Raw genomic sequence first — 13,424 nt, forward strand, 5'->3', positions numbered from 1 at the left:
TTATCTTATTACTTGGTATTCAAATTGGTGGTCTTTTGTTTCTTTATATATCAAACAACTCAAAAGACCATTTCTGAATTTCACGAAGTCCTCTGAATAATTAAATCTAAATGTTAATACAGCTTCTCCCTTTTCAACCAGTTCATTATCATTTTTAATAAATATAACTCCACACGGATCCGAGAATTTGTTTGCGGGCGAATTATATTTATTTTGAAAACCTACAATTAAAAGTTTTAATTGATATAAATCAATCCTTAAATAACCTGTTGATAAAGCGTATATGAAATTGGAATGTTTCTCCTTTATGTCATTACTCTTATTTATGAATCCTTCCCAGGAACCATTTTGAGATAAAATATTTGTTTTAAAATGAGACCTTATTTGTTTTAATTCAATCGAAAAGGTGCTTCTTTTAACATTTGACAACTCTAGAGACATAGAAATACATCTCTGAAAATGATTATATAATAAATCACAAGGTTTTCCATCAAATAGTTCAGCAAGAGCAAGTAAAGATTCTCCGCGACCAATGTATGGTTGTTGTAAGAAATTTAAGTCGCTTATTAGACAGATGGCATTAACCCCTGCTGTTTTTGCAATTTTGATAAATCTATTTGCATTTTCTATTGCTTGATTAAGATTATTTCCAAAATTGCCATTTTTAGAAACCCGGATATCTAATCCAGTTATTTTCAATCCAACAGCAATTTTTTTGGAAAGAATACTTGCAATTACCAAAGCAGGAACTGCAGTAGCATTTAATTTGACTCTATGCCGGAAAAGTTTAGCATCAGCGGGTGTATAGTGTTCATTTGCAATAAAATGGCAATAACCATTTTTTTCTAGGCACTTTAAAAGTTCTGCTTTATTATAGTCAATCTTATAGTTAGGAATTTGATTAAGGATATCTATACCTCCAGCAGGTCTGCCTGGTACTCCCAATTTAGGAACAATAAAGCCAATCTCTCGTAATACTAAAGGACAAATCAGAGTAGAAAGTGATGATGGACCACCAGTTGATGGAATATCCGCAGTGATAATATCATGTGGTAGGACTATCTGATCTCCCGAATTTGCCAATTTATTAGCTAAATAAAGAATATCAGTATCTTCCAACAAATCATTTTGAGCTGAATCAATTAATTGATTCATACTCATTTCACTTAAAGTGGAAGTAAATTCATTTATTAATTCAATATGCTTCATGAATTAAAGATTTTTCCAACATTTTTAGCAAGTAAAGGAGGTACGGCATTTCCTATCATTTTAGCAATAGTTACATTACTTGATGAATAAAATTTATAGTCTATTGGAAAACTTTGTAAAACTGCACCCTCTCTTAATGAAATTGCTCTATCCTGCACTGGATGACCATATCTTCCATTCGAGTAGCTATTGAATCTAGTAGTAATAGTTGGGGCAGGTTTGTCCCAGAACATTCTGCCATAAACATCATAATGACCCTTGTGCGTGTTATAGCATTTCGGCTTTATACCTTGTGGCCAGTCCCTACGATCTCCTCCATCGTGTTTTGTTAATCGAATCCTTTGTAAATTCACTTTACTTAGTCTAGCCGTTGTATGCTGAAAGTCAGTTGTATCAAAATTTCCCGCATCTACTACTGGAAACCTTTCAGAGTTACCAATTGCTTCTCTTACAGTTTTAACATATGATCGATCTTCATTCGGAATGGATATTTTCTTTTTTATCCTGGTAGCCATTAAAACATACCTTCTTCGACTTTGAGGTACACCAAAATATTTTGAATTCAATATGCCATCATCAAAAACATATCCCTCATCAGTTAGAAAGGATTTAAATCGCTCGATGGGGCTTTTTGGGTTTTTATCAAATCCTGGTACATTTTCGATAAATACATAACCTGGTCTGTAAAACTCTACGAATTCTCGAAAATCTTCTAAAAGAAGTCTCGTTTTCTTAGACTTCGACTTATTAGTAGTGATATTAGAATAATACTGACAAGGGCTACAGCCAACAAATATTAGGTTTCTTTGATTTCTTCTAATTTTGAAAAATTTCCCAATTTGCTTTTTATCTAATTTAGAAACATCTGCGTTTAGAAATTTTGCGCTATTGTTAATTTCATAAGTTTCTTTGCAGTTTTTATCTATATCGATGCCACCTAGAACTTCGATTCCAGCTTGTTTAAAACCACATGTAACACCTCCAGCTGAACAAAAAAAGTCAACAGCTTTTAATCTATTTTTTTTCACTACCAACTTTACAGAGTTTTAAAAACGAAAATATGATTTTATTTTTTAAAAGAAGTGATCAGCTTCTCTGACCTATTTAACAATATGATACTAAAATGTTTAAAATACTGAATACCAAACCCCAGCTCTATTCATCCATACTTTTAAATTTTTGAGCAACTCCCCTCTACTCAGCTTTTAATTGATTGAAAAATAATTTATAGTTGAGCTTAAAATGAAAAGCACTTATTCTTCAACATAAATATTAATACTCCACCCTATCCCCTTTTTCCGTCCATTCCTCAAAAGGCTTGATGGCAATCTCGGGAGCCAACTGTTTAAAAGGGATACTGCGCTCGTTGTAGGGTAACTCCAATTCCTTATAGATAAAGGCATCGTCAAAGCCAATGTTTGCCGCATCGGTTTTGGTACTGCCGTAATACACTTTATCGGGGCGTGCCCAGTAGATCGCGCCCAGGCACATCGGGCAGGGTTCGCAGGAGGTATAAATCGTACAGCCGGTAAGCTGAAAGCTATTGAGGTTTTTACAGGCATCGCGTATGGCGGTGACTTCGGCGTGCGCCGTGGGATCATTGGTTGACGTCACTTTATTGTTGCCCTTTCCTATGATTTTTCCGTCCTTCACAATCACGCAGCCAAAGGGTCCGCCCTCGTTGTTTTGCATTCCTTTTAAAGCCGCGTTTACCGCTTCCTGCATAAAGTTTTCGTCTGTCATCATCTCATGTCGTTTGGTGTAAATATAAGGGTTAATCTTATTTTTAGTTTCCAAAGTCCGGTAAACACGCAGTAGTTTATACGCTTTGTGGTTTTATACGCCCTGCTCCATAAAAAGCCCACTTCCCTCCCATCCCCTGTGCGCGCAAACGGGCCGGGGCTTACCTTATCAAAAGATTAACTTTTCAGGATCTTTTAATAGACTTTCCTAAAGTACTTTTGCCGCCTTAAATAAATTATCCAGAATCTCATAAGGGAGATAGCAACCTGCATTAACGAGCAAGGTGCTAAAATAGATAAGCCAATTACCTGGAAACCTTGTTAACACCTCTTTGTAATTCCTGCTATTTCCTGTATTGAGCTAAAAAACAGCTATGGCACAGACTGCGCAGCCTATTCCCAAATTTTCAGCACTATTCCCTTTATTTGTTTTTGTGGGCACTTTTCTGGGTGTGGGCATCTATCAAAATGATTTTTATGCACTTCCTGCTCCCATTGCCGTTATCGCGGGTATTGTAGTCGCGTTTATCCAATTCAGGCAACCCATCAACACCAAAATAGCGAGCCTTTTACAGGGTTGTGGGGATGATAAAATACTCACCATGTGTTTGATTTATCTGCTTGCCGGTGCTTTTGCAGCGATCACCAACGCCACCGGCAGTGTCGATGCCATTGTCAATCTGGGTCTCGATGCTATTGCGATACAGTATATCTACGTGGGGATTTTTGTTATTGCGGGCTTCCTGTCGGTCTCTACGGGGACATCGGTTGGGGCGATTGTTGCCCTGGCTCCTATTGTGGTGGGTTTTGCGGCCAACAGCAGCGCAGACCTGGCGATTCTATGCGGGGCACTTCTGGGCGGAAGTATGTTTGGAGATAATTTATCGGTGATTTCCGATACGACCATTGCGGCTACCCAGTCGCTGGGGACTAAAATGAGTGCTAAATTTCGACAGAATATTAAAATCGCGATACCCGCAGCACTGGGTACGGTTGCTATTTTGGTTTTTCAGGGACTGGATCTTAGCATTGCCGCCGAAACTGCCGTGAATTATGAATATGACGTACTCAAAATAAGCCCTTATATTTTGGTTATAGTACTTTCTATAGCAGGGCTTAATGTGTTTATCACGCTTTTTCTAGGTGTCCTGGCAGCAGCCATTCTGGGTATTGCCTACGGGGACTTTACGCTGTTGGAATCTACCAAAATTGCCTATGAAGGCTTTACCAATATGACCGAAATCTTCCTTTTGTCGTTACTTACCGGAGGTCTTGCGGCATTGGTTTCGCTTAACGGCGGGATTGCTTTTATTCTGGAAAACATTAAAAAGCTGATTAAAAATAAAAAGACGGCAGAGCTGGGCATTGCTACTTTGGTAAGTAGCATCAATATGGCCATTGCAAACAATACGGTCTCGATCATTATCGCCGGACCTATTGCCAAAAGCATCAACGACGAGTACGCATTAGACCCTAAAAAAACAGCTTCTATACTTGATATTTTTGCCTGTATCACGCAGGGATTGTTGCCTTATGGAGCTCAGGTTTTGATGATTCTGAGTTTTTCAAACGGAAATATCGATTATTTAGACCTGATGTCAAACACCTGGTATCTACTCCTGTTGCTCCTCTACACGCTGCTTTTTATCCTGTTTAATCCTATGCGCAAAGCGAAATCTCAAAGTGTTTAATTCGGTTTTTTTTTAACCGGAATTTTACTGATTTTAAAATCACGAAGTGTTTCAGCATTAGATTTTTTGCGTTTAAAAGGTGTTTTCTTGAAACCAGGTGATTTCTGTTTTGGGAGTACAAACACATTAACTTCTATTTGTATTCCTGTTCTTTTGCCTTGATGCCAAAGAACCAACCCGTCTATTGAGGCGGGCAGGAAAATTGAGAAACTTCAACTTCAATTCAAGTTTCTGTTCTTTTGCCTTGATGCCAAAGAACCAAAAGATCAAGGCTGACAAAACTTTATCTAAATTTATCATTCCCTCGCTAAATTTTAGAAACTCGCTTGTATAGATGTACTTAATATCAAAATTCGTGAAGCTCAAACAGTCTAAAATTTTACGCTCACTCATTTCAAATTTTACGATAAATTTTTGTAGGCCGGTACTGACGTAATGATCTACATTCCTCAAAACATATAGTGTTCAATTCTAATGGCAAAATTGAGATTCTAAAATCCGGTTAGTTAGTCCAAAAGCAGGCAAAGCCTTAATAATACATTCTAAAATCCAGGACCTTGCAAGCGGTGTAATGCTTTTGGTGCAGCTCCTCTACCACATTAAAGAGGTCGTCGTCTTCATTAAACAGGTTAAAGAAGACTTTATCCAGATTAGAGCTACTCAGTCCGTCAACGGCGTTTCCATAGCCGGAAACCGCTTTTGCGTTTGTGATATCCAGAAAATACTGCGCTTCTTCCTCGTCGAGATCCAGCACTTTGGCATTTGAAAAATGCAGGATTTTTCCTCTTAATTTTCCTTCAAAAAGCTCTGCTATTTCCTGAAAACTGTAATAGTAGTTATTTAAACAAATACTATTGGCTTCTCCGGTCATTACCAGGTAAATGATTTCGTATTCCTTAAAATGGTGATCGTCCACGATTAGCGTGTTTAAACTCGCTTCCAGACCTTCAATGGTATCGCAGGTTTGGTAAATGCTGGCTACACCAAACTGAAGCGCCAGTTCTTCCAGACTTTTCTGAACTTCGGTAATTTGATCTGCATCTACATCGGCAACGCCTTCTAAACAATAAATAAACTTGTCAGGATCGGGATCATATTCCCGGGGTACTTGTGTTCTTTTTTCCAGCACTTTTAAAACTTTTTTTTGGCATCGGCAAAGTTAAAAATTCACGGGATTCTTTTTCCTGATGCCTAAAAGAGCTAAGCCATTCAGTTTGAAACCTCTAAGTGATTCTGCTTTAAATTGTGAATATCTATCTGCTTTAAAAGCTTGAATGGCCTTCGCGAAATCCTATTTTTGGCGTCCTAAAATTTGAAAAATTATGAGCGTAACCTGGTACGAATGCAAAGTAAAATATGCCAAATTTGATGAAGCTTCCGGCCTGAGAAAGCTAAAAACCGAGCCTTTTCTGGTAGATGCGGTATCCTATACCGAAGCTGAAAAGCGCATTACCGAGGAGATGCGTCCGTTTCTCAATGAAGGGGAAGGTATGCTGATCACCAACATCAAGGTGGCTAATTTCGCAGAAGTGCATCCGTTTGAAAATGCCGATCGCTGGTTTAAATCTAAAGTGGCGCTTATTGCCTACGACGAAAACAGCGGAAAAGAGCGCAAAATGAACCAGTATCTGCTGGTACAGGCTAACGACGTCAAGGAAGCTTATGAAAACACGCAGCATGTCATGCGCGATACGATGGGTGAATACAGCATTCCGGCTATCGCCGAGTCACCGGTGGTTGACGTATTTCCATACTTTACCGGCGAAGAAGAAGATGCCGAGCGTATTGAAGAATTTAACCGCCTGAAAGAATCTGTCCCTACTTTCAACACCGAAGACGAAGCCCTGGAGCTGGAGGATTCACTGACGGAGTAGGTTTTTTAGATGTTAGAGGTGCGTTTTCGGTTTACGGTTTTCCGTTTTCGGTTTTTGCAGAATCCCAATTAACGCAAAAAAGAAGTCTTCTCCTCATCCCCAACCCTTCTCCTCCCGAAGGTTCGGGAAAGCAGGGAGCTGATTTTTCACGTAAGATTATATTTTAAACACTAAATATAAGTCTCCCTTGGAAGGGAGATTTAGAGGGATGTTGTTTCAGTTTTCGGTTTACTGTTTTTTAAATTCCAATTAACGATTAACATTTAACTTCCTTTCTGAAATACCATGCAATGCTGCCAGGGCAGATTAGCTATGTTTTCAACCAAGGTAAAACCGGCAGCGCGGAGTTCTTTAACGGCCTGGCCCTCGGTCATTTTATGAATGGTTTTGATGGGAATGTTGGGATCTTCGCCGCGGTATTCGATCAGGTAAAGTTTAGCATCGGCTTTCATCGCCTTTTTAATGGATGCCAGCATTTTCAGCGGAAATTCAAACTCATGGTACACATCAACCATAAGTACTTTGTCCACTTTATTTTCGGGAAGATTAACGCTTTGCGCGCTTCCTTTGACCAGAGTAACATGGGTAATGCCGGTTTTTAGCTGCACGCGTTTCATTTCGGCAAGCATTTCCTCCTGAATATCTACGCCATACACCATTCCTTCGGGTGCCTGTGTTGCCATTTTAAACACGTGATAGCCGGAGCCTGCTCCAATATCGGCAATGACATCATCAGCCTGAATGTTCATATTTTTAAGCAGTCGCGAAACGTTTTCTTCCTGTTCGCGTTCAGGTCGGTTGAGCCATTCCATCCCCTGAAAACCCATAACGTGGGCAATCTCACGCCCCATAAACCATTTTCCGATTCCGTTTACACTTCCCGGCCTGTAGGTGTAAGCAGCAGTGTCACTTCCCTCCTGCTTGCTTTCGGTATTCTGGCCTTTGCAGCTTGTCACTTGAAATAGCACAAGCATTACAACAAAGGCTTGAAGGAATTTTATAAGGGAGGGAGCTGTACTACGCATCGGTTTTTCTTTTATAGTTTTTTAATACACAATCACATTCTTCCCGATACTGGTTCCGCTTTCCTGAAGTTCGTGGGCTTTTTTGAGATTTTCTACACTAAAGCCTTCAAATACGGTGGTAACGGTGGGTTGCAGGGTTCCGTCTTCAAACAAATCTGCTGCCCGGTTCAAAATATCGTGCTGGCGTTGCATATCGGGTGTTTGATGCATTGATCGGGTGTACATCAACTCCCATGAGAACGTGACGCTTTTGTTTTTGAGCAGGTTGAGATTGAGCGGATCGCTGCTTCCGGTGATTGAAAGTATATGGCCCTGAGGCTTGATCAGGTCAGCCAGTTGTTGCCAGTATTCCTTTAAATCAACAAAATCGAGGATGTAGTCAATCTGCGTATGGCCAATGCCTTCAAGTTCTTCTTTTAGATTGTGATGATTTACTACAAAATCTGCTCCCATTTTTTGGCACCAGTCCCGGGTCTCGTCACGCGAAGCGGTGGCGATCACGGTAAGACCGGTGAGTTTTTTAGCCAACTGAATCGCGATAGAACCTACTCCGCCGGCTCCGTTTAGGAATAAAATGCTCTTACCCTTATCTGTTGCTTCGTTATACTTGATGCGGTCAAAGATACTTTCCCAGGCCGTTAAGGTTGTCAGCGGCATTGCTGCGGCCTCAGCCAGGCTCAAATTTTTAGGTTTACGGCCTACAATGCGTTCATCTATGAGTTGGTATTCAGCATTACAACCGCTACGAGTTAAATCCCCTGCGTAATACACGGCATCCCCGGCTTTAAACAGGCTTACCTCCTCGCCTACTTCCTCTACAATACCCACGGCATCCCAACCGATGATTTTAGGAGTGTCCAGTTTCTGATCTTTAGCGGCATTCTGGCGTATTTTATAATCTACGGGATTAACTGAAATCGCCTGAATCTGTACCAAAAGATCGTGACCTTCAGGCTTTGGTTTTTCGGTTTCAAAGGCGATAAAACTGTTGGGTTCGCTTATGGGGAGTGATTTTTTAAATCCGATTGCTTTCATAGTGTCTGTTTGCTTTTGGCTAAAGTTACGGGCTTCGCAGCAAGCTTACAGAATGAAAGAGGTTAAATTGTTATTAATGTACGCAGGCAATTCCTTATTTGTGATTTGTTATTTCTTATTGGTTCGCCGTTTGGCGTTTTCTGTTTTCTGTTGGTTTGCGGTTTACCGTTATGACAAAATCAGGAATCAGAAACAAGGAATACCAAATAAGAAACCAGAAACAAAAAATCCGTTGAAGGAAAACAAAAAACCCGCACTCCTTTTGAATGCAGGTTTTGATCAAAAATGGTTTTATCCCCTTATTTAAAACCTTTCGATCATTTGATTGTCTTTAAATAGAGCCGCTGCAAAGAGGTTTTGCTTGAGGTTGAGCATTACATATTCTCCATTTGCTTTGGGACCGATTGACATATAGCCGGCTTCGTTGGTTCCGTTATCGGTTCCGGTGATGGAATATTTAAAGTAGGAATTGGTATAGGTGGTCTCGACGGGAGGCATAAAGAAGTCTGAGGTGTTGGTGTCTATATGTACCATTTCCCCGGCTCTAAAAGATCCGTCTTCAAACTTGCCCGATATCAGCGTCCGGTTTTGATAATAAATTCCGTAACCGTTAGTACAATCACCGCTGATGCAGGTTGCTTCGGTTATTTCTGCAGGGGAATGCATTTTTCGGGATATTTCGGCACCGTTTTCATAAGTGATTAACTCCCGTTGTATCCCGCCTTGTTTTCGAATCTCACGCACGTGATCGCCGGTTTTGACTCCATTTACAAAAGTACCCCAGGTTCTGCCCTGGCCCTCATCATAGACCGTAAAACCATTTACTTTTCCGTCTTTGAACTGAGACCAGTAATAGTCATTTTTGGCATTTTGGGTATATCCAACGCCGTTGTAAGCTCCGTTTTTATAAAAGCCGTGGTACAGATCACCGGTTTCTTTCTTGTAATAAAAGCCATAGCCGTTTTGGCAATCGCCTTTGGAACATGGACCGGTCTGTGCAAAGCTAAGCGCACCAAATAGCAATAAGCTGCTGAATAGAAGTGTTTTCATAATTGAGGTTTTTTACATTATCAAAACTAGTGGACAGGGCTTTTGTAGTCTATAGGGCAATTGCCCTATTTTTTGAGCATTACTTCCTGAATTTTGCCATTAGCATAGATTCCTGCCTGTTTAAGCTGCCCGTTCGCGTATTCGGCTCCCGCACCGTCTTTAGCACTCGAGTTATTAAACATCCCGATGTACCAGTTATTGGCATTTAAAATCACCGCCATACGATGCCCGGTGTCATCAGGCCGGTAGCTCAAAAAACCCACATTCCCATTATCTTCCTGCAATACCATAATCTCGCTAAACTGATATTCGCTCATCTTCGAAATGATAGCGTAGCCCTTATCCGGAAAAATACGTTGGGACCAGCCGTTTTTACAATCTCCTATTTTGCAGCCCGAACCGTCTGCATTAAGCGGCATCGAGGGGAAAACCAGTATTCCTTTAAAGCTTCCGTCCGGGTTATAATGCGCGAGTTGAAAATCTCTGTTTTCAAAAACATATAATTCGTAATCGGTGATTTTTCCGTTTACCCAGTGGGCTGCCTGATATTCCTTTCCGTTGCGTGATACGCCAAAACCATGTTTGATTCCGTTTTTAAAAGCACCCCAATACACGCCAAGTGTACTTTGAAGCATTCCGCTTCCGTTAAACTTTCCATCTTTAAAAAAACCGCTATAGGCTTCGCTTTCGGTCTTGTATTCTCCAAAACCATTTTCACAATTTCCCTGAAGGCATTGCGCTTTCGCGAAAGCGTAACCGAACAAAAACAGAAAAATCAGCTGTGTTCTCAAAACCCGTGTCATAATCACGATCTATTTGCCGGTATAAATAAACGGTGCCCAAAACTGCGGATGCGATAAATCAAGCTGCTTGCTGTAATCACCACGGATGAAGGCCCGTTTTACTTCGGTACTGGCAGTTAGATACTCTTTATTCTCGTTAAAAATCTTATTATACAATTGGGTGGTGTAGATCTTGGTACCGTAATCGTTTACCGACCATAAAGTCGTGAGGGTCGAATTGGCTCCTGCCATTAGCATCGCCTGATTAAGCCCCTGCACGCCTTCTCCGGGCACCAGTTTGCCCAGGCCGGTCTGGCAGGCGCTGAGGAACATAAAGTCTGTCTCAATGTCTAAAGCGCCCATTTCTGCAACAGTTAGTATCCCGTCTTCCCCTTCGCGCGGATTGGCATAGACCGAGAATGCGATACCGCTTAAATCGAAAACGTAGGGATGTACGGAAGCATGGCTCGACAAATGAATGGTTTTATACTTGTGAAGGGCTCCTGCTGCATGGAGTTTTTTAAAATGGTTTTCGGTCATTTGGGTATCCAGAAACAAATCGGTTTTGGGGACGAGTTCGTTTATTGCCAGAACTTCGGCTTTAGCGCCTTTTAAATACTTCATAGCTTCTTTAGAAAAGGTGGCAAACGCATAATCGAGCGGTTCTTTAAGCTGTAGTGATTTTTCTACATCAAGTTCCAGGCGTTTGATGTCTGCTCCTGATTTCAGTTCGCGACCCACACTGGCATACTTTTCATATTTGGCATCACCAAAAGCGAGCACGTTCTTCTCATAGGCCGAAGCGGTACGCTGGCGCAGGTCAGCCAGCAGACTGCCGCTGGGCACATAGCCTATCTCATAATCTTCGACCAGATATCGATTTAAGGGGTTTTTAAAACTTTCAAAAGGCAAAAAATTAAGTATTCCGTCTGCGCTTATATACAGGCGTTTTTTACCTTCAAACCAGGGTTCGAGTCGGCTTACAAGATCGGTATAGAAAGCGCCGGCTATGTAATCTCTATAGGCTGAATCGGTAAACTGTTGCTGTACCTCGCCGCCTTCAGAAGGATTGAGAAAACTTCGGTACAATTCGGCCAGCAGAACAAAATCCCCTTTTTTATACTGATTATAGCCGGCTTCTTCCAGATTTCGATAAACGGTATAGTGTGGCTGTCGCAGCTCTCGCTGTGCCATTTTCTTTTCGATCTCACCGATATCTGCATTGCGGTCTACATACACCCGCATCAGAGCACCTGCAGCGTTAACATAGCGGTAATTGATGGTATTATTTGTAATCACAGCGGCCATATAAACCCCTTCATGGGTATTACCACGCATAACGTCACTATAATAAATGAGTGCTTCGTCCGGCTTAAGGCTTTTTTGTAGTGCAGGCAGGCTTACCGGTGTTGCGCCAGATTTAGAGGTGAGTAAGCCGTTGGCTTTGAGTTCTTCCATGAACGGAAAAATCTTATCGGTTTGCTTACTTTCAAAAAGGCAGGCGATCAGGTTCCCTCCTATTTTGGTATACAGATCCAGCAAATTGCTGCGTTCACTGCCGGTTGCAGCTTTAACTTTGGGTTTATAAAGCTGAAAGGCTTTTTCATAAAATGGAACCGCTTCGGCATATTTTTTCTGCATCCCCAATTGTTGCCCATAATCGTAGAGCTCAATCACATCATTTGAATTAAGATCTGTTTCAACAAGGGTGCTTTTATCCTGAAACACGTTCAAAGCCTGAAGATTTTCCGGTAAGGTCTTGCCAAACTGCGGATGCGATTCATTGCCGGTGTTTTTCATATACGCGACTCCGGCCTCGGCCAGCTGTATTCCTTTGGCTTTATCCCCTCCATAGGAGTAAGCCCGTGACAGGTTGTAGTACCCGTTCATTTTGACTTCGGGCTGGGTTACTTTCTCGAAAAGGCTTTCTACCTGTTTAGCAAAGGCATAAGCCTCTTTAAATTGCTCGCGCTGAATAAGGGAAAACAAATAATTGTTTGCAGCGAGCATTATTGCCGAATTGGAATAGGAGTATTTCGGCAACTCGTCAAGCATTATGGTTGCAAGGCTAAGGTTATCTTCATAATTGCGGTTTACTTCGTTGATTTTTGAAAGGATATCGTAAATCTTAAGCTTCATCATCGGTGTGGTACGCGCATTTGAAAATTGCTCTTTAAGCTCGGGAATCAGGATTGCTGCCTGTTTCCAGTTGTTCCAAAACGTGCGTGTGGCAAGGGTTTCGAGACTTTGATTGTAATAACTCACCGGAAATGCCCCGGCCTGCATCTGCTTTTTGACGGGTGCAAGGAGGTTGAGATAGTGGGCCGGGCCCTTTTGAACCATTTCTTCAGGAGAAGCGCTGTAGACGGGATTGAAATGTTCCCAGAAATACTTCATATTTTGTGTGGCCTCGCTGCGGTGCATATTAAGCAGTTGCTGCGCGGTATTGGCCTGATCAGCGGTAAAGGAAGATTTGTAATACTCCAGTGAGCCCTTGAGGTAATTCATCGCGGCAGTAAAATCTTCGGGTGGACGCGGGTAAAAACTGTACTCCCACAACAACTGTTTGGCCCGTGCTAAATCTTTGGTATAAAAGGCATACGAAATAGCCGCCTGAGCCAAACGGTCGTAAATGGGCTCCAGATCGTAAGCCTTTTGTACCATTGCGGCACCTTCCTGGGGTGCATTAGGCAAAGCCGCGCGGGCTAGACCCAAATCGAAATACAGATCGGTATGGGTATAATACGCGTCCAGAAGTTCGTAGCCAAGTTTAAATGCTTCCAGATTATTACCTGCCTTTTTAAGAGCGGTAAATTTCTGGAAATTTTGATTTTTGTTGATGTCAACGGGTACGGCCTGCTGTTGTGCCCATAGCGAAGCGCCAAAGAACAGCCAAAGTACTAGAATTCTCATAGATCGTGCGGTTTTTACGATCTAAAAGTAGGGCCAGGCAGCACCTGTAATCAATAGGGCAATTGACGTATTTATGGGTTTGGCGTTTTCTGTTTACGGTTTT

The 13,424-nt window shown here is 41.5% G+C and carries 12 protein-coding genes and 1 riboswitch; of the genes, 3 read left to right on the forward strand and 9 right to left on the reverse strand.

Annotation, left to right across the window (positions count from 1 at the left end; all coding sequences use genetic code 11):
• From ACSSS3_RS16890 to ACSSS3_RS16900, 3 genes are all read right to left on the reverse strand, one after another.
• Entirely contained in the window at positions 1-1,209 is a 1,209-nt protein-coding gene (locus ACSSS3_RS16890; RefSeq protein ID WP_442845609.1) for a hypothetical protein, read from the reverse strand.
• Complete coding sequence (locus tag ACSSS3_RS16895) at positions 1,206-2,237, reverse strand: DNA cytosine methyltransferase (RefSeq protein ID WP_442847437.1); 1,032 nt, start codon at positions 2,235-2,237, stop codon at positions 1,206-1,208. The genes ACSSS3_RS16890 and ACSSS3_RS16895 overlap by 4 nt, the downstream gene beginning before the upstream one ends.
• Before the next feature lie 244 nt (positions 2,238-2,481).
• Positions 2,482-2,955 carry a nucleoside deaminase gene (locus ACSSS3_RS16900; protein WP_442845610.1) on the reverse strand — a complete coding sequence of 158 codons (474 nt, stop codon included), beginning with the start codon at positions 2,953-2,955 and terminating at the stop codon, positions 2,482-2,484.
• Positions 2,956-3,182: 227 nt separating this feature from the next.
• Positions 3,183-3,280: riboswitch (SAM-I-IV-variant riboswitch) on the forward strand.
• Positions 3,281-3,325: 45 nt separating this feature from the next.
• On the opposite strand from ACSSS3_RS16900, the gene ACSSS3_RS16905 reads away from it, so the two are divergent.
• On the forward strand, positions 3,326-4,642 hold the full coding sequence (locus ACSSS3_RS16905; RefSeq protein ID WP_442845611.1) for a Na+/H+ antiporter NhaC family protein: 1,317 nt from the start codon (positions 3,326-3,328) through the stop codon (positions 4,640-4,642).
• Between the two features lie 529 nt (positions 4,643-5,171).
• Here ACSSS3_RS16905 and ACSSS3_RS16910 read toward each other — a convergent pair.
• Positions 5,172-5,771 (reverse strand): DUF6642 family protein, encoded by a 600-nt coding sequence (locus ACSSS3_RS16910; RefSeq protein ID WP_442845612.1) that lies wholly within the window; start codon positions 5,769-5,771, stop codon positions 5,172-5,174.
• 193 nt (positions 5,772-5,964) lie between these two features.
• On the opposite strand from ACSSS3_RS16910, the gene ACSSS3_RS16915 reads away from it, so the two are divergent.
• Positions 5,965-6,516: a DUF4494 domain-containing protein gene (locus ACSSS3_RS16915; protein WP_442845613.1), complete on the forward strand. Its 552-nt coding sequence runs from the start codon at positions 5,965-5,967 to the stop codon at positions 6,514-6,516.
• A gap of 263 nt (positions 6,517-6,779) precedes the next feature.
• Here ACSSS3_RS16915 and ACSSS3_RS16920 read toward each other — a convergent pair whose 3' ends face one another.
• Positions 6,780-7,541, reverse strand: a complete 762-nt coding sequence (locus ACSSS3_RS16920) for a class I SAM-dependent methyltransferase (protein ID WP_442845614.1) — start codon at positions 7,539-7,541, stop codon at positions 6,780-6,782.
• 21 nt (positions 7,542-7,562) lie between these two features.
• Positions 7,563-8,576 carry a zinc-binding alcohol dehydrogenase family protein gene (locus ACSSS3_RS16925; RefSeq protein WP_442845615.1) on the reverse strand — a complete coding sequence of 338 codons (1,014 nt, stop codon included), beginning with the start codon at positions 8,574-8,576 and terminating at the stop codon, positions 7,563-7,565.
• 52 nt (positions 8,577-8,628) lie between these two features.
• Between ACSSS3_RS16925 and ACSSS3_RS16930 the strand changes: the two genes are divergently transcribed.
• Positions 8,629-8,883: a hypothetical protein gene (locus tag ACSSS3_RS16930; RefSeq protein WP_442845616.1), complete on the forward strand. Its 255-nt coding sequence runs from the start codon at positions 8,629-8,631 to the stop codon at positions 8,881-8,883.
• Here ACSSS3_RS16930 and ACSSS3_RS16935 read toward each other — a convergent pair.
• The 3 genes from ACSSS3_RS16935 to ACSSS3_RS16945 all read right to left on the reverse strand — a co-directional run bounded on the left by ACSSS3_RS16935 (position 8,880) and on the right by ACSSS3_RS16945 (position 13,321).
• Positions 8,880-9,626: a hypothetical protein gene (locus tag ACSSS3_RS16935; protein WP_442845617.1), complete on the reverse strand. Its 747-nt coding sequence runs from the start codon at positions 9,624-9,626 to the stop codon at positions 8,880-8,882. The genes ACSSS3_RS16930 and ACSSS3_RS16935 overlap by 4 nt on opposite strands.
• Before the next feature lie 65 nt (positions 9,627-9,691).
• A complete protein-coding gene (locus ACSSS3_RS16940) occupies positions 9,692-10,429 on the reverse strand; it encodes a hypothetical protein (RefSeq protein ID WP_442845618.1) in 738 nt (245 codons plus the stop codon).
• 9 nt (positions 10,430-10,438) lie between these two features.
• Positions 10,439-13,321, reverse strand: coding sequence for a CHAT domain-containing protein (locus ACSSS3_RS16945; protein ID WP_442845619.1), 2,883 nt, complete (start codon positions 13,319-13,321; stop codon positions 10,439-10,441).
• Positions 13,322-13,424 lie beyond the last annotated feature (103 nt).

This window comes from Leeuwenhoekiella sp. H156, assembly GCF_052218455.1.
GTDB classification, from domain to species: domain Bacteria; phylum Bacteroidota; class Bacteroidia; order Flavobacteriales; family Flavobacteriaceae; genus Leeuwenhoekiella; species Leeuwenhoekiella parthenopeia.

Bases quoted from the DNA above. Each gene is read 5' to 3' on its own strand.
- ACSSS3_RS16905 (WP_442845611.1), top strand. From the start codon at position 3,326: ATGGCACAGACTGCGCAGCCTATTCCCAAATTTTCAGCACTATTCCCT.
- ACSSS3_RS16890 (WP_442845609.1), bottom strand. From the start codon at position 1,209: ATGAAGCATATTGAATTAATAAATGAATTTACTTCCACTTTAAGTGAA.
- ACSSS3_RS16945 (WP_442845619.1), bottom strand. From the start codon at position 13,321: ATGAGAATTCTAGTACTTTGGCTGTTCTTTGGCGCTTCGCTATGGGCA.
- ACSSS3_RS16915 (WP_442845613.1), top strand. From the start codon at position 5,965: ATGAGCGTAACCTGGTACGAATGCAAAGTAAAATATGCCAAATTTGAT.
- ACSSS3_RS16940 (WP_442845618.1), bottom strand. From the start codon at position 10,429: ATGACACGGGTTTTGAGAACACAGCTGATTTTTCTGTTTTTGTTCGGT.
- ACSSS3_RS16920 (WP_442845614.1), bottom strand. From the start codon at position 7,541: ATGCGTAGTACAGCTCCCTCCCTTATAAAATTCCTTCAAGCCTTTGTT.
- ACSSS3_RS16925 (WP_442845615.1), bottom strand. From the start codon at position 8,576: ATGAAAGCAATCGGATTTAAAAAATCACTCCCCATAAGCGAACCCAAC.
- ACSSS3_RS16930 (WP_442845616.1), top strand. From the start codon at position 8,629: ATGAAAGAGGTTAAATTGTTATTAATGTACGCAGGCAATTCCTTATTT.
- ACSSS3_RS16900 (WP_442845610.1), bottom strand. From the start codon at position 2,955: ATGATGACAGACGAAAACTTTATGCAGGAAGCGGTAAACGCGGCTTTA.
- ACSSS3_RS16935 (WP_442845617.1), bottom strand. From the start codon at position 9,626: ATGAAAACACTTCTATTCAGCAGCTTATTGCTATTTGGTGCGCTTAGC.